This is a genomic window from Pseudomonas aylmerensis (assembly GCF_001702265.1).
Classification (GTDB): Bacteria; Pseudomonadota; Gammaproteobacteria; order Pseudomonadales; family Pseudomonadaceae; genus Aquipseudomonas; species Aquipseudomonas aylmerensis.
This window is the reverse complement of the sequence record NZ_MAUE01000026.1, coordinates 125,470-145,857: the sequence shown is the minus strand read 5'-3', so window position 1 is coordinate 145,857 and position 20,388 is coordinate 125,470. Positions and strand designations below refer to the sequence as shown.

At 62.9% G+C, this 20,388-nt stretch carries 15 protein-coding genes; 12 read left to right on the top strand and 3 right to left on the bottom strand.

Features of this window, described 5'->3' with window-relative positions; translation table 11 throughout:
• The first annotated feature begins 75 nt into the window (after positions 1-75).
• From BBG20_RS18300 to BBG20_RS18290, 3 genes are all read left to right on the top strand, one after another.
• A complete protein-coding gene (locus BBG20_RS18300; protein WP_065905683.1) occupies positions 76-1,119 on the top strand; it encodes an LLM class flavin-dependent oxidoreductase in 1,044 nt (347 codons plus the stop codon).
• 315 nt (positions 1,120-1,434) lie between these two features.
• Positions 1,435-3,843 carry a glucose/quinate/shikimate family membrane-bound PQQ-dependent dehydrogenase gene (locus tag BBG20_RS18295; protein WP_065905680.1) on the top strand — a complete coding sequence of 803 codons (2,409 nt, stop codon included), beginning with the start codon at positions 1,435-1,437 and terminating at the stop codon, positions 3,841-3,843.
• A gap of 58 nt (positions 3,844-3,901) precedes the next feature.
• The gene (locus tag BBG20_RS18290; RefSeq protein WP_065905677.1) at positions 3,902-5,179 is read left to right on the top strand and encodes a carbohydrate porin; all 1,278 of its coding nucleotides are present in this window, start codon (positions 3,902-3,904) and stop codon (positions 5,177-5,179) included.
• Between the two features lie 114 nt (positions 5,180-5,293).
• Here the strand turns inward: BBG20_RS18290 and BBG20_RS18285 are convergent, their stop codons facing one another.
• On the bottom strand, positions 5,294-6,469 hold the full coding sequence (locus BBG20_RS18285) for a XylR family transcriptional regulator (RefSeq protein ID WP_065905674.1): 1,176 nt from the start codon (positions 6,467-6,469) through the stop codon (positions 5,294-5,296).
• Positions 6,470-6,608: 139 nt separating this feature from the next.
• On the opposite strand from BBG20_RS18285, the gene xylA reads away from it, so the two are divergent.
• The 4 genes from xylA to BBG20_RS18265 all read left to right on the top strand — a co-directional run bounded on the left by xylA (position 6,609) and on the right by BBG20_RS18265 (position 12,050).
• Positions 6,609-7,925, top strand: a complete 1,317-nt coding sequence (gene xylA / locus BBG20_RS18280; protein WP_065905671.1) for a xylose isomerase — start codon at positions 6,609-6,611, stop codon at positions 7,923-7,925.
• A gap of 433 nt (positions 7,926-8,358) precedes the next feature.
• On the top strand, positions 8,359-9,360 hold the full coding sequence (xylF, locus tag BBG20_RS18275) for a D-xylose ABC transporter substrate-binding protein (protein WP_065905667.1): 1,002 nt from the start codon (positions 8,359-8,361) through the stop codon (positions 9,358-9,360).
• 5 nt (positions 9,361-9,365) lie between these two features.
• Positions 9,366-10,913, top strand: a complete 1,548-nt coding sequence (gene xylG / locus BBG20_RS18270; protein ID WP_177343951.1) for a D-xylose ABC transporter ATP-binding protein — start codon at positions 9,366-9,368, stop codon at positions 10,911-10,913.
• Positions 10,914-12,050 (top strand): sugar ABC transporter permease, encoded by a 1,137-nt coding sequence (locus BBG20_RS18265; RefSeq protein WP_065905663.1) that lies wholly within the window; start codon positions 10,914-10,916, stop codon positions 12,048-12,050.
• Positions 12,051-12,179: 129 nt separating this feature from the next.
• Here the strand turns inward: BBG20_RS18265 and BBG20_RS18260 are convergent, their stop codons facing one another.
• Positions 12,180-13,679, bottom strand: a complete 1,500-nt coding sequence (locus BBG20_RS18260) for a CoA-acylating methylmalonate-semialdehyde dehydrogenase (protein ID WP_065905661.1) — start codon at positions 13,677-13,679, stop codon at positions 12,180-12,182.
• Between the two features lie 109 nt (positions 13,680-13,788).
• On the opposite strand from BBG20_RS18260, the gene BBG20_RS18255 reads away from it, so the two are divergent.
• The 4 genes from BBG20_RS18255 to BBG20_RS18240 all read left to right on the top strand — a co-directional run bounded on the left by BBG20_RS18255 (position 13,789) and on the right by BBG20_RS18240 (position 17,484).
• Positions 13,789-14,727 (top strand): LysR family transcriptional regulator, encoded by a 939-nt coding sequence (locus BBG20_RS18255; RefSeq protein WP_065905660.1) that lies wholly within the window; start codon positions 13,789-13,791, stop codon positions 14,725-14,727.
• Between the two features lie 68 nt (positions 14,728-14,795).
• Positions 14,796-15,728 carry an ornithine cyclodeaminase family protein gene (locus BBG20_RS18250; protein ID WP_065905659.1) on the top strand — a complete coding sequence of 311 codons (933 nt, stop codon included), beginning with the start codon at positions 14,796-14,798 and terminating at the stop codon, positions 15,726-15,728.
• Positions 15,725-16,858 (top strand): NAD(P)/FAD-dependent oxidoreductase, encoded by a 1,134-nt coding sequence (locus tag BBG20_RS18245; RefSeq protein WP_065905658.1) that lies wholly within the window; start codon positions 15,725-15,727, stop codon positions 16,856-16,858. Before BBG20_RS18250 ends, BBG20_RS18245 begins: the two co-directional genes overlap by 4 nt.
• A complete protein-coding gene (locus BBG20_RS18240; RefSeq protein ID WP_065905656.1) occupies positions 16,858-17,484 on the top strand; it encodes a helix-turn-helix transcriptional regulator in 627 nt (208 codons plus the stop codon). The genes BBG20_RS18245 and BBG20_RS18240 overlap by 1 nt, the downstream gene beginning before the upstream one ends.
• 84 nt (positions 17,485-17,568) lie before the next feature.
• Here BBG20_RS18240 and BBG20_RS18235 read toward each other — a convergent pair whose 3' ends face one another.
• On the bottom strand, positions 17,569-18,345 hold the full coding sequence (locus tag BBG20_RS18235; protein WP_065905654.1) for an ABC transporter substrate-binding protein: 777 nt from the start codon (positions 18,343-18,345) through the stop codon (positions 17,569-17,571).
• A gap of 276 nt (positions 18,346-18,621) precedes the next feature.
• Here BBG20_RS18235 and BBG20_RS18230 point away from each other — a divergent pair, with 276 nt between their 5' ends.
• A complete protein-coding gene (locus tag BBG20_RS18230; protein ID WP_065905653.1) occupies positions 18,622-20,322 on the top strand; it encodes an AMP-binding protein in 1,701 nt (566 codons plus the stop codon).
• The last annotated feature ends 66 nt before the right edge of the window (positions 20,323-20,388 follow it).

Here is a 20,388-nt window from a genome sequence, read left to right as displayed (position 1 = left end):
CAAGCTTCAAGGTGGCGAGAGTACTTAAGGGCCCGCAGTCGACAGGCCTATCACAATAGATCCGAGGTAAGCGTCATGAAGTTTTCCCTGTTCGTACACATGGAACGTTGGGATGAAAGCGTCAGCCACCGTCAGTTGTTCGAAGACTTGACCGAACTGACCCTGATGGCCGAGGCCGGTGGTTTCAGCACCGTATGGATTGGCGAACACCACGCCATGGAATACACCATCTCGCCGAGCCCGATGCCGCTGTTGGCTTACCTCGCGGCCAAGACCACCACCATTCACCTGGGCGCCGGCACCATCATCGCGCCGTTCTGGCACCCGTTGCGGGTGGCGGGCGAATGCGCGTTGCTCGACGTGATCAGCAACGGCCGCATGGAAGTCGGCCTGGCCCGTGGCGCCTACCAGGTCGAATTCGACCGCATGGCCGGCGGCATGCCCGCCTCTTCCGGCGGCCAGGCCTTGCGCGAGATGGTGCCCGTGGTACGCGCCTTGTGGAAAGGCGACTACGCCCACGATGGCGAGATCTGGAAATTCCCCACCTCCACCAGCGTGCCCAAGCCGATCCAGCAGCCCAACCCGCCGATGTGGATCGCCGCCCGCGACCCGGACTCGCACAACTTCGCGGTGGCCAACGGCTGCAACGTGATGGTCACGCCGCTGATGAAGGGCGACGAAGAAGTCCTCGACCTGAAAAACAAATTCCAGGCCGCCCTCGACAACAATCCCGACGTACCGCGCCCGCAACTGATGGTGCTGCGTCACACCCACGTGCATGCCGCCGATGATCCGGACGGCTGGAAAGTCGGGGCCAAGGCGATCTCCAAGTTCTATCGCACCTTCGATGCCTGGTTCGGCAACAAAGAGGTGCCGGTGAATGGCTTCCTGGCCCCGAGCCCGGAAGAGAAATTCGCCGCGCGCCCCGAGTTCGAGCTGGAAAGCCTGCACAAGACCGCGATGATCGGCACCGCCGAAGAAATCATCCCGCGCATCCGCTACTACCAGGAACTGGGCGTGGATGAGTTCAGCTTCTGGTGCGACAACAGCCTGCCGCATGCCGAGAAAAAGAAGTCCCTGGCGCTGTTTATCGAGCAGGTGGTGCCGGCGTTTCGTTGAGTGATCTGCAGCTAAGCGTGCGAGCGGGCTTGCGGTGGGGGCAGGCTCGCTTGTGCTGGGGGGCAAAACGCCCCCAAAAGCCGGGGACTGCCGCGCAGTCAGTGCAAGTAAGCTCCCTCACACAGAAAGCCCGTGCCTGCAGTTGGACCGAAGGCCGCCTGCCGATCACCTACACTCATCACAGCCACGCGACATTTAGCCTCAGCCCATCATCGCAGCACCTGTAATAGTCTATTGCAGGACTCCAATGTACTAACTAGTTACTTATCTTGCTAAAATCGCGTCTTTGCCCTCTCACCTTCGAGTCCTGTCGATATGAAACGAGCATCGCGCGCCCATGGCGCCTCTAGATTCCTCCTGCTGGGTTTGGGCGTCATCATCGCCCTGCTCGGCCTCGCGCTGGCTGTTGGCGGCGCCAAACTGGTGAGCCTCGGCGGTTCCTGGTACTTCCTGATCGGCGGCGTGGCCATGGCGGTTTCCGGGCTGTTGATCGCCCGAGGCAAAACCGCTGGCGCGTGGTTGTTCGCAGCGTTCCTGGTGGGGACGGCGATCTGGGCAGTGGCCGATGTCGGGCTGGTGTTCTGGCCGCTGTTCTCGCGGCTGTTCATGTTTGCGGCCATCGGCCTGGTGGTGGCGCTGGTCTATCCGCTGCTGGCTGGCCGGCCTGCACGCGGTGCCTATGGCGTCGCCGCCGTGCTGGCGGTGGGTGTGGCGGTTGCGGCGGGCAATATGTTTGTCGCCCATCCGAGTGTCGCGCCCAACGGTACTGGCCCGGGCATCACGCCGGTGGCTGCAGCCGACGCGCAGAAAGACTGGGCGCACTACGGCAACACCGAAGGTGGCAGCCGCTTCGCCGCGCTGGACCAGATCAATCGCGACAATATCGACAAACTCAAGGTGGCGTGGACCTACCACACCGGTGACGTGGCGATCAGCGACGGCAACGGTGCCGAAGACCAGCTCACGCCCTTGCAGATCGGCAACAAGGTGTTTATCTGCACGCCGCACAACAACCTGATCGCCCTCGACGCCGATACCGGCAAAGAGCTGTGGAAGAACGAGGTCAACGCCAAATCGGCGGTCTGGCAGCGTTGCCGGGGCATGGCCTACTTTGACGCCACCGCGCCGATCGCCCAGCCGACCCAGCCCAACAGCTCGCCGATCATTGCCGCCAGCGTGCCTGCCGGTGCGCAGTGCCAGCGCCGCTTGCTGACCAACACCATTGATGCGCGCCTGATCGCCGTGGATGCCGACACCGGCAAATTCTGCGAAGACTTTGGCACCCATGGCCAGGTGGACCTCAAGGCCGGCCTCGGCGATGTACCGGACAGCTACTACCAGCTGTCGTCCGCGCCGTTGATTGCCGGCACCACCGTGGTGGTCGGCGGCCGCGTCGCCGACAACGTGCAGACCGACATGCCTGGCGGCGTGATCCGTGGCTTCGACGTGATCAGCGGCCAAATGCGCTGGGCCTTCGACCCGGGCAACCCGCAAGACAAGCAAGCACCGGCCGACGGCAGCACCTATGTGCGCAGCACGCCGAACAGCTGGGCGCCGATGTCTTACGACCCGCTGATGAACACGGTCTTCCTGCCGATGGGCAGCTCGTCCACCGACATCTACGGCGTCGAACGTACTCAACTGAACCACAAATACGGCGCCTCGGTGCTGGCACTGGATGCCTCCACCGGTGCTGAAAAGTGGGTGTACCAGACGGTCCACAATGACCTGTGGGACTTCGACCTGCCGATGCAGCCGAGCCTGATCGACTTCACCCCACCGGGCAGCGACAAGGCAGTTCCAGCGGTGGTGATCGGCACCAAGGCCGGGCAGATCTATGTGCTCGACCGCGCCACCGGCAAGCCGCTGACCGACGTCAAGGAAGTCCCGGTCAAGGCCGCCAACATTCCTAACGAACCCTACTCGCCGACCCAGCCGAAATCGGTGGGCATGCCGCAGATCGGCGCGCAGACCCTGACCGAGTCGGACATGTGGGGCGCCACGCCGTACGACCAGTTGCTGTGCCGTATCGACTTCAAGGGCATGCGCTATGAAGGCCTGTACACCGCGCCAGGCACCGACAAGTCGCTGAGTTTCCCAGGCTCCCTGGGTGGCATGAACTGGGGCAGCATCTCCACCGACCCGGTGCACGGTTTTATCTTCGTCAACGACATGCGCCTGGGCCTGTGGATCCAGATGGTGCCGTCGCAGAACAAGGCGCAAGCCTCGTCCGGTGGCGAAGCGTTGAACACCGGCATGGGCGCAGTACCGCTCAAGGGCACGCCATATGCGGTGAACAAAAACCGCTTCCTGTCGGTGGCCGGCATTCCGTGCCAGGCGCCGCCGTTCGGCACCCTTACCGCCATCGACATGAAGACCCAAAAGGTCGCGTGGCAAGTGCCGGTGGGCACCGTTGAAGACACCGGTCCGCTGGGCATCCGCATGCACCTGCCGATCAAGATCGGCCTGCCGACCCTCGGCGGTACCCTGTCGACCCAGGGCGGCCTGATCTTCATTGCCGGCACCCAGGACTTCTACCTGCGCGCGTTCAACAGCAACAACGGTGATGAAATCTGGAAAGCCCGCCTGCCCGTCGGCAGCCAGGGTGGCCCGATGACCTACGTGTCGCCAAAAACCGGCAAGCAGTACATCGTCATCACCGCCGGCGGCGCACGCCAGTCCACCGACCGTGGCGACTACGTGATCGCCTACGCCCTGCCATAACCCCTGTGTTCGCGCGGTGTCCCCCGCACCGCGCTTTCGGCTTTTTGGAAGACCGCGCATGACCCCCACTTCTCACTTTTTTCCCGACCGCCTGCTTGGGCGCCTGTTGCTGGGCCTGGCCTTCAGTGCCGCCCTGCCCGCCCAAGCCGACGACACCACCCTGACCGGCGACTGGGGCGGCCTGCGCCGCGAGCTGGACGAGCAAGGTATCCGCTTTACCGGCGACTACAGCGGCGAAACCGCCTATAACGCCCACGGCGGCCAGCACCGTTCGGCGCGTTATTCGCAGAACCTCAAGCTCGGCGTGCAGTTCGACCTGGGCAAGCTGTACGGCTTCAACAATGGCGACCGCATCCAGCTGACCATCAATGACCGGCGCGGCAACAGCGCCTCCGAGGACCTGGTGGGCAACCGCCTGCCGATCCAGGAAAACTACGGTGGCCTCTACACCCGTCTCACCGAGCTGAGCTACGAGCGCACGCTGTTCACTCCGGCGCTGAATCTCAAGCTCGGCTACATGGCCATGGGCAATGATCTTGGCGGCCTGGACAGCGGCATTCTGTGCAACTTCATGAACGCCGGTTTCTGCGGGCACCCGCTGAACATGTCCGGCGGCAGCGGCTGGACCAACTACCCGAATGCGCGCCTGGGCGCACGGGTGAAGTATGACTTCTCGCCGTCCTGGCAACTGCGCGTGGCCGCTTTCAACGTGGACCCGGACAGCAACGGCAACTCCAGCCGCGCCTGGCACCTGGGGCCCAAGCACACCACCGGCACCGTGGTGCCGATCGAGCTGGTGTACAAGCACGCCGGCACGCTGCCGGGTGAATACAAGCTGGGCTATTACTACGACAGCTCGAATGTAAAACGCATCGGCAGCGACAAAGACGTCAGCGGGCGTGGCGGTCACTACCTGTTGATCGACCAGGCCGTATGGGCCTCCAGCAGCTCCGCCGGCCGTGTGCTGCACGCCTTCGGCCAATACTCCGCCGCCAGCGAAGCGGCCTCGCCGTTCAGCAAGTGGTATGGCGCGGGCGTAGTGCTGTACAAACCGTTCGAAGGGCGCCCGCGCGATACCCTCGCCCTGGGTTATGGCCGTGCCGTGCCGAACCCGCGCAGCCGTGACGTGCAGGAACTGGCGGCGTTCAACGCAGGCAACAGCTACCCCAACCTGGACAATGCCGAACAGCTGATCGAACTCAGCTACGGCTACCAGGCTACGCCTTGGCTGAACCTGCGCCCGGATGTGCAATACATCATCGAACCGGGAGCGTTTTCCGGCTCGGACATCGACAACGCGTTGGTGTTGGGCTTGCAGGTCAAGGCCGTGTTCTAAGCGTCTCAACAGTCAAAAAATGCAGGCGCTGGTTTGCCTGCGATAGCGGTAGTTCCAAGCAGGATCAATAAGCTGACACACCGCTATCGCGGGCAAGCCCGCTCCCACAATGACCTAGGACGTGCCCTGCTGGTACTCGCGCGGCGTGCAGCCAAACTCGCGCCGAAACACCGTATGCAGGTACTGCGCGGACTTGAAGCCGCACTGCTGGGCAATATCGGCAATCGCCAGTGCCTGGTTTTCCAGGCCCTTGGCGGCGGCGGCGAGTTTGAAGCGCAGGATCTCGTCATGCACGCTGCAGCCGCGTTCCTTGCGAAAGTGCGACTCCAGTGACGAGCGCGACACCCCCACATAAGCCGCCACTTGCGCGGTTTTGATGCCCTGGCACGCGTACTGGCGGATAAACAGCAGGGCCTGCATCACATACGGATTCCCCAGCGGCTGGTGCAAACTGGAGGCCTGCACATTGATCGCCTCCGGCGGCACCAAGATCTGCGTACCGGTGCAGGGCTTGCCGTGCAGCATCTGGTGCAGCAATGCCGCCGCCGTGCGCCCCATGGTTTCGGTGCCCTGGATCACTGAGCTGAGCGGCACCCGCGTGAGGGTGCGGGTCAGCGGGTCGTTGTCGATGCCGATCAACGCCACTTCCTCCGGCACCGCGATGCCGGCAGTCAAACAGGCTTGCAGCAATTGCCGCGCGCGGGCGTCGGTGACGGCGATGATGCCGATCGGCTTGGGCAGGCTCTGCAGCCAGGCGATCTGCTGCTCCACTGCGCTGTCCCAAAGCGGCGCGCTGGTTCCCAAACCGCGATAGACCTCGACGTGCAAGCCGTCCCGCTGCAGCAGCAAGCGAAAGGCTTTCTCGCGCTCCTGCGCCCAGCGATTGGCCTGTGCCTCGGGCAGGCTGAAACAGGCAAACCGGGTCAGACCGGCCTCGATCAGGTGTTCGTAGGCCAGTTTCATCAGCGCATGGTTGTCAGTGGCCACGTAAGGAATGCCGGTGGGATAAGCACGCGCATCCTGGTAGGAGCCGCCCACCGCCACCACCGGCAGCTTGATATTGGCCAGTGCTTCGCCAATCAACGGGTCGTCGAAGTCAGCGATGATGCCGTCCCCCTGCCAGCGCTCGATGCCCTTGAGGCGGCACAGGAAGTCTTCTTCAAGGAACAGATCCCAGGACGCGCGGGTGCTGCTCAAGTAATTGCCGATGCCGGTGATGATGCCCCGGTCGTAGATCTTGCTGCCGTTGAACAGCAAGGCAATGCGGTGCACGGGCGGTAGGGTTTTCATTGTTTTTGTCCGAAGGCCAGTCGCTACAGACTAGCCCCCGCCACTCAAAATCGCACCACACCTTGATGATTTTCATAATCGGCAGGCCAGGTGCCGTTGCTAGTATCCAGACACCGCCAAGAACAATAAGGAAAACGCCATGACGTACTTCCCCGGTGTCGAGAAGGTTCGCTTCGAAGGCCCCGACAGCGATGCTCCCCTCGCCTTTCGCCATTACGACGCCAACAAGCTGATCCTCGGCAAACCCATGCGCGAGCACCTGCGTATGGCAGCCTGCTATTGGCACACCTTCGTGTGGCCGGGGGCCGACATGTTTGGCGTGGGCACCTTCAAGCGCCCGTGGCAGCGCAGCGGTGACCCGATGGAACTGGCCATCGGCAAGGCGCAGGCGGCGTTTGAGTTTTTCTCCAAGCTGGGCATCGACTACTACAGCTTTCACGACACCGACGTGGCGCCGGAAGGCAGCTCGCTGAAGGAGTACCGCAACCACTTCGCGCAGATGGTCGATCAGCTCGAACGCCATCAGGAAGAGACTGGCATCCGCCTGCTGTGGGGCACCGCCAACTGCTTCAGCAACCCACGGTTTGCCGCCGGCGCCGCCAGCAACCCCGACCCGCAAGTGTTTGCCTACGCCGCCGCGCAGGTGTTCAGCGCGATGAACGCCACGCTGCGGCTCAAGGGGTCCAACTATGTGCTGTGGGGTGGCCGCGAGGGCTATGAAACCCTGCTCAACACCGACCTCAAACGCGAGCGCGAGCAACTCGGGCGCTTTATGCGCATGGTGGTGGAGCACAAGCACAAGATCGGCTTCAAGGGCGACCTGCTGATCGAGCCCAAGCCTCAGGAGCCGACCAAGCACCAGTACGATTACGACAGCGCCACGGTGTTCGGCTTCCTGCATGAATACGGCCTGGAACACGAGATCAAGGTCAACATCGAGGCCAACCACGCGACCCTGGCCGGGCACAGCTTTCATCATGAGATTGCCACAGCAGTGTCGCTGGGCATCTTCGGCAGCATCGACGCCAATCGCGGCGATCCGCAGAACGGCTGGGACACCGACCAATTCCCCAACAGCGTCGAGGAGATGACACTCGCCACTTATGAAATCCTCAAGGCCGGGGGTTTCAAGAATGGCGGCTACAACTTCGACTCCAAGGTGCGCCGGCAGAGCCTGGACGACGTCGACCTGTTCCATGGCCACGTCGCGGCGATGGATGTGCTCGCCCTGGCACTGGAGCGTGCGGCGGCGATGGTGCAGAACGACCGTCTGCAGCAGTTCAAGGACCAGCGCTATGCCGGTTGGCAGCAGCCGCTGGGCAAAGCCGTACTGGCGGGCGAGTTCAGCCTGGCATCGCTGGCCGAGCATGCCTTTGAGCACGAACTGAACCCGCAGGCAGTGAGCGGCCGGCAGGAGATGCTGGAGGGGGTGGTCAACCGGTTTATCTATCCCTGATGGCGAGCGGACTTCCTTTGGCTGGCGGACTTGTTATGGCAAGTGGGCTTGTTGTGGCAAATGGGCTTTTTGTGATGAGCAGCCTCTTTGTGGCAAGTGGGCTCTTTGTGGTGAGCGGGCTTGCCCCGCGTTGGGCTGCGAAGCGGCCCCAAGACCAGGCACCTCGGTGTGCCAGGTTGAACCCGGTCGCTTGCAATAGGGGCTGCTTCGCAGCCCAACGCGGGGCAAGCCCGCTCGCCACAACAAGCTTGCTAGCCTCAATAAGCCTGCTAGCCACAAAGAGGCTGCTCAACCCAATGAACCCACTTGCCACAAAGAGGCTGCTCAACCCAAAGAACCCACTTGCCACAAAGAGGCTGCTCGCCACAAATACAGTGTTCGCCTAGAGTCTTCGCACAGTGTCTTTCCAACAACAATAAAAGGACGCACCACCATGAAAGCATTCAAACGCACGCTGCTCGCCACTGCCCTGGCCTTGCTCGCCCTGCCGGTGATGGCTGATCCTGCGCACCCGAAGATCGGTTTCTCCATCGACGACCTGCGCCTGGAGCGCTGGTCGCGAGACCGCGATTACTTCGTCGCGGCGGCAGAAAAACTCGATGCCAAGGTCTTCGTGCAGTCCGCCGATGCCAACGAGCAGAAGCAGATTTCCCAGATCGAAAACCTGATCTCACGCGGCGTCGACGTGATCGTGATCGTGCCGTTCAACGCCACCGTGCTCACCAACGCCGTCGCCGAAGCCAAGAAGGCCGGGATCAAGGTGGTGTCCTATGACCGCCTGATCCTCAATGCCGATATCGACGCCTACATCTCCTTCGATAACGAAAAAGTCGGCGAGATGCAGGCCAACGGTGTGCTGCAAGCGGCGCCCAAGGGCAACTACTTCCTGCTCGGCGGCGCGCCCACCGACAACAACGCGAAAGTGCTGCGCGAAGGCCAGATGAAAGTGCTGCAGCCGGCCATCGACAAGGGCGATATCAAGATTGTCGGCCAGCAGTGGGTCAAGGAATGGAACCCTACCGAAGCGCTGGGCATCGTCGAAAACGCCCTGACCCGGAACAACAACAAGATCGACGCCATCGTCGCCTCCAACGACGCCACCGCCGGCGGTGCGATCCAGGCGCTGGCCGCGCAGAAGCTCGCCGGCAAGGTGCCGATCTCCGGCCAGGACGCCGACCTCGCCGCCGTCAAGCGTGTGATCGACGGCACCCAGACCATGACCGTGTACAAACCACTCAAGTTGATCGCCACCGAAGCCGCCAAGCTGTCGGTGCAACTGGCGCGCAATGAGAAGCCGTCCTATAGCTCGCAGTACGACAACGGCAGCAAGCAGGTCGACACCATCCTGCTGACCCCGACACCGCTGACCAAGGCCAATATCGACCTGCTGGAGAAGGACGGTTTCTATACCAAAGAGCAGATTGGCGGGCTGTGACCGCCATGGCTGACTACCTGCTGCAAATGAACGGCATCGTCAAAAGCTTTGGCGGGGTCAACGCGCTCAACGGCATCGATATCAAGGTGCGGCCGGGGGAATGTGTCGGCCTGTGCGGTGAGAACGGCGCCGGCAAATCCACCTTGATGAAGGTGCTGTCGGCGGTCTATCCGTATGGCACCTGGGAGGGAGAAATTCTCTGGGACGGACAGCCGCTCAAGGCCCAGTCCATCAGTGAAACCGAGGCCGCCGGCATCGTCATCATTCACCAGGAGCTGACGCTGGTGCCCGACCTGTCGGTGGCCGAGAACATCTTCATGGGCCACGAACTGACCCTGCCCGGCGGGCGCATGAACTACCCGGCGATGATCCATCGCGCCGAACAGTTGATGCGCGAACTCAAGGTCCCGGACATGAACGTGGCGCTGCCGGTGTCGCAGTACGGCGGCGGTTACCAGCAGCTGGTGGAAATCGCCAAGGCCCTGAACAAGCAGGCGCGCCTGCTGATTCTCGACGAGCCCTCCTCGGCCCTGACCCGCTCGGAAATCGAGGTGCTGCTCGACATCATCCGTGACCTCAAGGCCAAGGGCGTGGCCTGCGTGTACATCTCGCACAAGCTCGATGAAGTGGCGGCGGTGTGCGACACCGTCTCGGTGATCCGCGACGGCAAGCACATCGCGACCACGGCCATGGCCGACATGGATATCCCGCGGATCATTACGCAGATGGTCGGGCGGGAAATGAGCAACCTCTACCCCACCCAACCCCATGACATCGGCGAGGTGGTTTTCGAGGCGCGCAATGTCACCTGTTACGACGTCGACAACCCCAGGCGTAAACGCGTCGACGATATTTCATTCAGCCTCAGGCGCGGGGAAATCCTCGGCATTGCCGGTCTGGTCGGTGCCGGGCGCACGGAACTGGTGTCGGCACTGTTCGGTGCCTACCCCGGCCGCTACAGCGGCGAGGTGTGGCTGGACGGCCAGGTGATCGACACCCGCACGCCGCTCAAATCCATCCGCGCCGGGCTGTGCATGGTGCCCGAGGACCGCAAGCGCCAAGGCATCATCCCGGACCTGGGCGTCGGCCAGAACATCACCCTTGCCGTACTCGACACCTACGCGCACATGACCCGCATCGACGCCGAGGCCGAACTGGGCAGCATCGATCAGCAAATCACACGCATGCACCTGAAGACGTCCAGCCCGTTTTTGCCGATCACCAGCCTGTCCGGCGGCAATCAGCAAAAAGCCGTGCTGGCGAAAATGCTGATGACCCAGCCCAAGGTACTGATCCTCGACGAGCCCACGCGCGGCGTGGATGTGGGCGCCAAGTACGAGATCTACAAGCTGATGGGCGCGCTGGCGGCCGAAGGGGTATCGATCATCATGGTCTCCTCGGAGCTGGCCGAAGTGCTCGGCGTGTCCAACCGCGTGCTGGTGATCGGCGACGGCCAGTTGCGCGGCGATTTCATCAACCAGGGGCTCACCCAGGAACAGGTGCTCGCCGCGGCGCTCAGCCAACACAATAATAACGATCGGAAAACCGAGTAGATGAATCAGGTCAAACAGCTGTTTACCCGCTACAAAATGCTCGCACTGGTGATCGCCGTGGCGTTCATCTGGCTGTTTTTCACCTGGCAGACCGAGGGCGGTTTCCTCACCCCGCGCAACCTCTCCAATCTGCTGCGCCAGATGGCGATCACCGGGATCCTGGCCTGCGGCATGGTGCTGGTGATCATCAGCGGCGAGATCGATTTGTCGGTGGGTTCGCTGCTGGGTTTACTGGGCGGGCTCGCGGCGATCCTGGACGTGGTCTATCACGTGCCGCTGCTGGCCAACCTCAGCCTGGTGGCGCTGTGCGGGTTGATGATCGGATTGGCCAACGGCTACATGACCGCTTACCTGCGCATCCCCTCGTTTATCGTCGGCCTGGGGGGCATGCTGGCGTTTCGCGGAATTCTGCTGGGGATCACCGGCGGCACCACCATCGCGCCGGTGTCGCCGTCGCTGGTGTACGTCGGCCAGGGTTACCTGCCGCACGCGGTGGGCGTGGGGCTCGGCGTGTTGCTGTTTGCGCTGACGCTGTTCCTTACCTGGAAACAACGGCGCAACCGCGCACTGCATGGCCTGGCGGCGCACTCGCGGGTGCGCGACGTGCTGCGGGTAGTGCTGATCGGCGCGGTGCTGGCCGGGTTCGTTACCACCCTCAACAGCTACGACGGCATCCCGGTGCCGGTGCTGTTGCTCCTGGTGCTGCTCGGCGTGTTCAGCTATGTCACCAGCCAGACCGTGTTCGGCCGCCGCGTGTATGCAGTGGGCAGCAATATGGAAGCCACGCGCCTGTCGGGCATCAACGTGCAGGCGGTCAAACTGTGGATCTTCGGCATCATGGGCGTGATGTGCGCCTTCGCCGGCCTGGTCAACACGGCCCGCCTCGCCGCCGGCTCACCCTCGGCGGGCAGCATGGGCGAACTGGATGCCATTGCTGCGTGCTTTATCGGCGGCACCTCCATGCGCGGCGGCTCGGGCACGGTGTATGGCGCGTTGCTCGGGGCGCTGGTGATTACCAGTCTGGATAACGGCATGTCGATGCTGGACGTGGACAGTTACTGGCAGATGATTGTGAAAGGCAGCATTCTGGTGCTGGCGGTGTGGGTGGATGTGAGTACACGGGCGGGGCGGCGCTGAACGCAAGCAAACATGTGCGAGCGGGCTTGCCTGCGATAGCGGTCTATCAGTGACAAATGTCCTGACTGACCCTGCGCTATCGCGGGCAAGCCCGCTCGCACGAGAGGTCCTGCGGTGTTCTAACCGTTGTTACTTGGAGACCGGCATCGCAAACTCCGCGCCCTGCTCGATGCTCTCCGACCAGCGCTGCATGATCGACTTCTGCTTGGTGTAGAAGCGCACACCTTCAGTGCCATAGGCATGCATGTCGCCAAACAAGCTCTTCTTCCAGCCACCAAAGCCGTGCCAGGCCATCGGTACCGGGATCGGTACGTTGATGCCGACCATGCCCACTTCGATGCGCCGCGCGAACTCGCGGGCAATGTTGCCGTCGCGGGTGAAGCAGCTCACGCCGTTGCCGAACTCGTGGTCGTTGACCAGCTTGATCGCCTCGCCGAAGTCACTCACGCGCACGCAGGCCAGCACCGGGCCGAAGATTTCTTCGCGGTAGATGCTCATCTCTTTTGTCACGTGATCGAACAGGGTCGCGCCGAGCCAGAAGCCATTTTCCAACCCCGCTTCGGTCGGCACATAGTCACGGCCGTCGAGCAGCAGTTGCGCGCCAGCCTTCACACCTTGTTCGATGTAGCCGCTGATGCGCTCAAGGGCCGCACGCGACACGATCGGGCCCATTTCGGCCTTGAGGTCCCGGCCATCGGTGATGCGCAGTTGCTTGGCGCGTTCGGTCAGGGCGGCGATGACTTTGTCACCGACATCGCCGACCAGCACCGCCACCGAAATCGCCATGCAGCGCTCGCCGGCACTGCCGTAGGCGGCGCCCATCAGCGCGTCGACGGTTTTCTCGATGTCCGCGTCGGGCATCACCACCATGTGGTTTTTCGCGCCGCCCAGGCCTTGCACGCGCTTGCCGTTGCGCGCGCCGGTTTCATAGATGTACTGCGCAATCGGTGTCGATCCGACAAAGCTCACAGCCTTGACGTCCGGGTGTTCGATCAGCGCGTCCACCGATTCCTTGTCGCCCTGCACCACGTTGAATACGCCTTTCGGCAAGCCGGCTTCATGCAGCAGCTCGGCCATGAACAGCGAAGCGCTCGGGTCGGTCGGGCTCGGCTTGAGGATGAACGTGTTGCCCGCCGCGATGGCGATCGGGTACATCCACATCGGTACCATCACCGGGAAGTTGAACGGCGTGACGCCGGCCACCACGCCCAGCGGCTGGCGCAGGGTCCAGTTGTCCATGCCCCGCGAGACCTGGTCGGAATGCTCGCCCTTGAGCAGGTTCGGGATGCCGCAGGCGAATTCAAGAATATCGATGCCCCGGTCGACTTCGCCCTGGGCGTCGGTGAAGACCTTGCCGTGTTCGGCGACGATGATGCGCGCCAGGTCATCCTTGCGCTCACGCAGCAGGTGCAGGTATTCGAACAGTACGCGGGCGCGGCGGATTGGCGGGGTGTCGGCCCAACCGGCGAAGGCGGCCTGCGCAGCGGCGACGGCTTCGGACACGGTCTGGCGGCTGGCCAGGGCGACGCGGGCGGTGACTTCGCCGGTGGCCGGGTTGTAGACGTCCTGATACCGGTCATCGCGGCTCACGCGCTGATCGTTGATGTAGTGCTCGATTGTTGTAGTCATGGCAATAGATCCCAGGTGGGTGGCGTTGGGACACACGATAGGCTTTCGGTTTGTTCCAAACCAGAGCAGAATCCAGAACTGATTGTCCTTATAAGCGAACAATAAGCGCATGGAAAAATCCGAGATCGAAGGCTTGTGGACCCACATCCACTGGCTGTCAGTGCTGGAAGAACACGGCACCTACACCGCTGCAGCGGCACGGTTGGGGGTGAGCAAATCTGCAGTCAGCCAGCGCATCAGCGACCTGGAAAAAGCCACCGGTACCCGGCTGGTGACGCGCACCACGCGCAGTGTGCGCCTCACCGATGCCGGGTTGTCGCTGACCCGCGAGGTGCGCGGTGCCTACGAACAGATCGCGCGCAGTTTTTCCTCGGTGCGCGACTCGGCCGGGGAGATTCGCGGGCTGGTGCGCCTCACCGCCCCGGTGGCGTTCGCGCGCCAGCAACTGGTGCCGCACTTGTCCGAATTCCTCCAGCGGTATCCGCAGGTGCGCCTCCAGCTGGATGTGTCGGACGCCTTGAGTTCGCTGGCCGCCGAAGGCTACGACCTGGCGGTGCGCCACGGTTTCCAGGTGCCCGAAACCCACGTGGCCTGGAAGCTCTGCGACACCGGCTCGGTGCTGGTCGCCAGCCGCGATTACCTGCAACGCCATGGCGAGCCGCGCGAACCCGGCGACCTCAGCGCGCACAACTGCCTGTTCTACCCACGCGGCAGCGACCAGCCCGCCTGGACCTTCGAACGCGGCAGCAAACACCTTGAGCGCGTCACCGTACCGATCGCCGGCAGCTTCGCCACCAACAACAGCGAAGCGTTAAGGGATGCGGCCCTCAACCACCTGGGCATTGCCCTGCTCCCGGATTTCAGCGCCCATGCCGCGCTCGCCAGCGGCAAGCTGGTGCAAGTGCTCAAGGACTGGACGCTCAAGGGCGCATTTGCCGATGAGATTTACCTGATACGGCCCTATTCGCCCCACGTGCCGAAGTCGGTGAGTGCCTTGGTCGGCTTTTTGAAAGAACGGTTGTCGGGCGGGTTCCGATTCAAGGGCTGAGGTTTGCCTCTTGCCCAACAGAACAAAAAGTCCATAATGGACAAATAAGTTCAATAATCGGAGCGCCCATGTCCAGCACACCTCGCGTCATCAACCACGCCCAGGCCCGCGAGTTACTTGCTCAGGTGGATGTACTGCAGATCCTGCGTGCGCTGTTTCGCGACCTCGCCGCCGGGCACGCAGTGCAACCGGCGCAACAGTTGGTGGAATTTCCCCACGGCGGCGGTGACTTTATCAACTACCTGGGGGTGCTGGCGCAGGACGGCGTGTATGGGGTCAAGACCTCACCCTACATCGTGCGCGAACAAGGGCCGCTGGTGACGGCCTGGACGCTGCTGATGTCGATGCAAACCGGCCAGCCGTTGCTGCTGTGCGATGCCGCCGAGCTGACCACCGCGCGCACGGCCGCGACCACGGCGTTGGCGGTGGATGCACTGGCGCCGCCGCAGGCAAAGCGCCTGGCGATCATCGGCAGCGGCAAGGTCGCGCAGGCGCATCTGCACTATGTGAAAGACCTGCGGGACTGGCAGAGCATCAACCTGTTTTCGCCGAGCCTGGCCGGGAAAAATCCCCAGCTCGAAAGCCTGGACCCGCGGTTGAAGATCGCCTCAACCTGCGATGCCGCATTGGAGGAAGCCGACGTGATCCTGCTGTGCACCTCCTCGGCCGGGCCGGTGATCGACCCGGCGCGCCTGGGCAAGCCGGCGTTGATCACCTCCATCAGCACCAACGCCCCGCGCGCCCATGAAGTGCCGCCGCAAAGCCTCAACGACATGCAGGTGTTCTGCGACTATCGCCGTACCACCCCAGGCTCGGCCGGCGAAATGCTGATTGCCGCCGAGCAGCACGGCTGGGACATCGCCTCGGTGGTCGGCGACCTGCCAGAGTTGCTCAGCGAGCAGGTGCCGCGCCCATCCTACGACCGTCACGTATTCTTCCGCTCTATCGGCCTGGGCCTGGAAGACATCGCACTGGCTAATGCCCTTTGGAGACAGCTATGAGCCACGCAGACTTCATCATCATCGGCGGCGGCATTGCCGGCGCCTCCACCGGTTTCTGGCTGTCGCCGCACGGCAAGGTGATTGTGCTGGAGCGTGAATCCCACCCGGCCTACCACTCCACCGGACGCTCGGCGGCGCTGTATACCGCCGCCTATGGCACCCCGCAGGTGCGCGCGCTGACCCTCGCCAGCCGTGAGTTTTTCGACCACCCACCCAGCGGTTTCTGCGAGCACCCACTGCTGACGCCACGCGGTGAAATGACCGTGGACTTCATCGGCGACCCGGATGAATTGAACGCGCAGTACTTGAGCGCCAAGGCCACCGTGCCGCAGGTCGAGCAACTGAGCGCCGACCTGGCCTGTGCGATGCTGCCGATCCTGCGCCGCGAAAAAGTCCACGGTGCGATTTATGACCCCACCGCCAGCGACATCGACACCGACGCGCTGCACCAGGGCTACTTGCGCGGGATTCGCCGCAATCAGGGCGAAGTGCGCACTGACAGCCACGTCCTCGGTTTGAGCCGCGACAGCGCCGGCCTCTGGCATGTGAATACCCAGGACGCCACCTTCACCGCGCCGATCATCATCAATGCCGCCGGCGCCTGGGCCGATCATATCGGCGGGCTGGCCGGCGCCGCCGCCATTGGCCTGCAACCCAAGCGGCGCTCGGCGTTTATCTTCGCCGGCCCCGAAGGCCAGGACACCCACGCCTGGCCGATGCTGGTGGCCCTCGACGAAGCCTTCTACATGAAGCCCGACGCGGGCATGTTCCTCGGCTCCCCCGCCAACGCCGACCCGGTCGAGGCGCAGGATATCCAGCCCGAAGAGTTGGACATCGCCATGGGCATCTACCAGATCGAAGAAGCCACCACCTTGACCATCCGCCGCCCGACCCGTACCTGGGCCGGGCTGCGCAGCTTTGTCCACGATGGGGATCTGCTGGCGGGCTTCGACTCGCAGGTGCCGGGGCTGTTCTGGGTCGCGGCGCAAGGCGGCTATGGCATCCAGACCTCCCCCGCCATGGGCCAGGCCAGTGCCGCACTGGTGCGCGGTGCGCCGCTGCCGGAGCAACTGACGCGGTTCGGCCTGGACGCTGGTATGCTCTCCCCCGCCCGCCTGGAGCCGCATTGATGAACACCGCCGAACACGACAAGGTCATGCAGAACTTCCGCGCGATTGCCGACGCAATCGCCACGCTGTTCTTTCCCCACGCGGAAGTGGTGCTGCATGACTTGCGCACGCAAAAAGTCGATTACATCGCCAATAACCTGTCCAAACGTGGCATCGGTGATGAGTCGGCGCTGGAGGACATGCTCAGCGATGACGTCAGCGAGGTGAATATCGGCCCCTATGAAAAACTCAATTGGGATGGCCAGAAGATTCGCAGCCTGAGCACCGTGCTGCATGACCATAACGGCCGTCGCCTGGCCGTGCTGTGCATCAACCTGAATATCTCGCTGTTCGAGAATGCCAAGGCGGCGCTGGATCTGTTCCTGTCGCCGAGCAAGTTGATCCCGCAACCGGATTCACTCTTTCGTGATGACTGGCAGGAGCGCATCAACACCTTCTTGCACGCCTGGATGCGTGAACGCCAATTGAGCCTGAACCTGCTGACCCGTGACCACAAGCGTGAGCTGGTGCTGGCGCTGCATGCCGAAGGCGCGTTCAAGGGCAAGAGCGCCTCCAACTATGTGGCCAATGTGCTGGGCATGGGGCGGGCGACGGTCTACAAGCACTTGAAGGAATTGAAGGGCTGAAAGCAGCTTTTGTGCAGGCGCCCGGCTTGCCGGCGATAGGGTCCTTGCGGTCGCCATCGCCGGCAAGCCGGGCTGCTGCAAGGGTCAATCGCCGTAGATATCAGACTTGAAGTACTGCTGCGAAATCTTCTGGTACTCGCCACTCGCGCGGATGCCATCGATGGCGCTGTTGAGTTGGCTGACCAACTCGGTATTGCCCTTGCGCACCGCGATCCCCGCGCCCTCGCCCACGTATTTCGGGTCCTTGAGTTCCGGGCCGACAAACGCATACCCCTTGCCGCGTGGCATCGACAGGAAATCGCTCAGGGGAATGGTGTCGGCGAAGATCGCGTCCAGTCGCCCGGCCGCCAGGTCCATGTAAATCTCTTCGTTATTGCTGTAGCGCTTGACGGTGATGCCCTTGGGCTCGAACACCTCGGTGGCGTAGCGGTCGGTGGTCGTGGCGCGTTGCACGCCGACCGTCTTGCCCTTGAGGCTGGCGTACTGGTCATCCACCACCGCGCCGTCCTTCATCACCAGGCGCGACGAAGTGAAGTAATACTTGTGGGTGAAATCCACCGACTTCTTGCGGTCTTCATTGATGGTCATGGACGACAGGGCCATGTCGATTTTCTTCACCTTGAGGGAAGGAATCAGGCCGTCGAACTCACCTTCGATCCACACGCACTTGACCTTCATCTGCGCGCACAAAGCGTTGCCGATGTCGTAGTCGAAGCCAACGATCTTGCCTTCCTCGGTCTTGGACGCAAACGGCGGGTAAGCGGCCTCGATGCCGATGCGCAGGGTTTTCTCGGCGGCCAGCAAGTGGCTGGAGGCGATCAGGCCAAGGGCCAGGACGGGAATGACGAAGCGTTTCTTCATGGTTGTGTCTCGCAAGTTGTTGTTGGTTTAGGCAAGCGCGAAGAAAAAATCAGACAAAAAAGAGCTTTATTTGTACTTATAATTCCATATTGGACTTTTATGTATATACCGTCAAATCGCCTCGCCACCCTATGACTTTTTTGCACAACGCACCGGTGTTTTTGAGCGTTCATCTCTAGATTTATGCGTGCCTATACTCGGTTCAGCCTCCCGGTGGAATCGAGGGGCCGCAGCATCACAGCCATGTCCCTACAACAATAATCAAGGACACCGACCATGACCCAGCCCTTCCTGGCCGCTCGGGATTTTTTGCTCGCTCACCGTACCGACTACGCCACCGCCGTGCGCGACTTCCGTTGGCCACACCTGGACGCGTTCAACTGGGCCCTGGACTACTTCGATGCGATGGCAGAAGGCAACGCGGCGGATGCGCTGTGGATCGTCGAAGAGGACGGCAGCGAGCAACGCTACAGCTTCCAGCAACTCGCGGCGCGCTCCAACCAGGTGGCCAACCACCTGCGCGCCCTGGGTGTGCGCCGGGGCGAACGCGTGCTGCTGATGCTCGGCAACGATGTCGCGCTGTGGGAAACCATGCTGGCTGCGTTCAAGCTGGGCGCCGTGGTCATCCCCGCCACTGCCCTGCTCAACCCCGATGACCTGAGTGACCGTATCGAGCGCGGCCAGGTGCGCCACCTGGTGGTCGGTGAAGCGCATGTCGGCAAGTTTGACGGCCTCGGCGCTGGCTGCAGCCGCATCTGCGTGGGCGCCGCCCCCACTGGCTGGGTCGCGCACAGCGCCGCCTTCGAATACCCCGAGCAGTTCGAGGCCGAAGGCCGCACCCTGGCCACCGACCCGATGCTGCTGTATTTCACCTCCGGCACCACGTCCAAGCCGAAAATGGTGCTGCACAGCCACCAGAGCTATCCGGTCGGCCACTTGTCGACCATGTACTGGATCGGCCTGCAGCCGGGTGACCTGCACCTCAATATCTCATCTCCGGGCTGGGCCAAGCATGCCTGGAGCTGCCTGTTCGCGCCATGGAACGCCGGCGCCTGCATCTTTATCCATAACGTCGCGCGTTTCAGCGCGCCGGCCCTGCTCAACACGCTGGAACGTTACCGCGTGACCAGCCTGTGCGCGCCGCCCACCGTGTGGCGCATGCTGATCCAGGAGGACCTGGCCAGCTACAAAAGCCGTCTGAACCTGCGTGAACTGGTGGGCGCCGGTGAACCGCTGAACCCGGAGATCATCGAGCAGATCCAGCATGCCTGGGGCCTGCCGTTGCGCGACGGCTTCGGCCAGTCGGAAACCACCGCGCTGGTCGGCAACACCCCAGGGCAATTGCTCAAGCCGGGCTCCATGGGCCGGCCGCTGCCGGGCTACCAGGTGGCGCTGCTCGATGCCGACGGCGTGCCGGGCACCGAGGGCGAAGTCGCCCTGCCCCTGGCGATACGTCCGCTGGGCCTGATGCTGTGCTACGAGGACAGCCCGGAAAAAACCGCTGAGGTGATGCGCGACGGCTACTACCGCACCGGCGATACTGCGCAGATCGACGCCGACGGCTACATCACGTTTGTCGGGCGCGCCGACGACGTGTTCAAGGCGTCCGACTACCGCATCAGCCCCTTCGAACTGGAAAGCGCGCTGATCGAGCACCCGGCGGTGATGGAAGTCGCCGTGGTACCCAGCCCGGACCCGCTGCGCCTGGCGGTGCCAAAGGCCTTCCTGATCCTCGCCCACGACGCCCCCGGCAGCGCCGAGTTGGCGCAGCACATCCTCGCCTTCGCCCGCGAACACCTGGCGCCGTACAAGCGCGTGCGGCGGATCGAGTTTGTCAGCGAATTGCCCAAGACCATCTCCGGCAAGATTCGCCGGGTGGAATTGCGCCAGATGGAAGTGCTGCGGCGCCAGAGTGAAACGCGGGGTGAGCAGGAGCACTTCGAGGAGGACTTTGTGCGGCCGACGGTGGAGTCGTAGTCCACGCGCCTGAACACGCCCGGTAGCCCGTCAAGGTGTTACCGGGTGAGTGAGCAGGCGTGAGGA

Excerpts from the sequence above, each read along its gene's own strand:
- BBG20_RS18230 (WP_065905653.1), top strand. The coding sequence starts at position 18,622 with ATGACCCAGCCCTTCCTGGCCGCTCGGGATTTTTTGCTCGCTCACCGT.
- xylF (WP_065905667.1), top strand. The coding sequence starts at position 8,359 with ATGAAAGCATTCAAACGCACGCTGCTCGCCACTGCCCTGGCCTTGCTC.
- BBG20_RS18245 (WP_065905658.1), top strand. The coding sequence starts at position 15,725 with ATGAGCCACGCAGACTTCATCATCATCGGCGGCGGCATTGCCGGCGCC.
- xylG (WP_177343951.1), top strand. The coding sequence starts at position 9,366 with ATGGCTGACTACCTGCTGCAAATGAACGGCATCGTCAAAAGCTTTGGC.
- BBG20_RS18240 (WP_065905656.1), top strand. The coding sequence starts at position 16,858 with ATGAACACCGCCGAACACGACAAGGTCATGCAGAACTTCCGCGCGATT.
- BBG20_RS18265 (WP_065905663.1), top strand. The coding sequence starts at position 10,914 with ATGAATCAGGTCAAACAGCTGTTTACCCGCTACAAAATGCTCGCACTG.
- BBG20_RS18295 (WP_065905680.1), top strand. The coding sequence starts at position 1,435 with ATGAAACGAGCATCGCGCGCCCATGGCGCCTCTAGATTCCTCCTGCTG.
- BBG20_RS18285 (WP_065905674.1), bottom strand. The coding sequence starts at position 6,469 with ATGAAAACCCTACCGCCCGTGCACCGCATTGCCTTGCTGTTCAACGGC.
- xylA (WP_065905671.1), top strand. The coding sequence starts at position 6,609 with ATGACGTACTTCCCCGGTGTCGAGAAGGTTCGCTTCGAAGGCCCCGAC.
- BBG20_RS18235 (WP_065905654.1), bottom strand. The coding sequence starts at position 18,345 with ATGAAGAAACGCTTCGTCATTCCCGTCCTGGCCCTTGGCCTGATCGCC.
- BBG20_RS18300 (WP_065905683.1), top strand. The coding sequence starts at position 76 with ATGAAGTTTTCCCTGTTCGTACACATGGAACGTTGGGATGAAAGCGTC.
- BBG20_RS18250 (WP_065905659.1), top strand. The coding sequence starts at position 14,796 with ATGTCCAGCACACCTCGCGTCATCAACCACGCCCAGGCCCGCGAGTTA.
- BBG20_RS18290 (WP_065905677.1), top strand. The coding sequence starts at position 3,902 with ATGACCCCCACTTCTCACTTTTTTCCCGACCGCCTGCTTGGGCGCCTG.
- BBG20_RS18255 (WP_065905660.1), top strand. The coding sequence starts at position 13,789 with ATGGAAAAATCCGAGATCGAAGGCTTGTGGACCCACATCCACTGGCTG.
- BBG20_RS18260 (WP_065905661.1), bottom strand. The coding sequence starts at position 13,679 with ATGACTACAACAATCGAGCACTACATCAACGATCAGCGCGTGAGCCGC.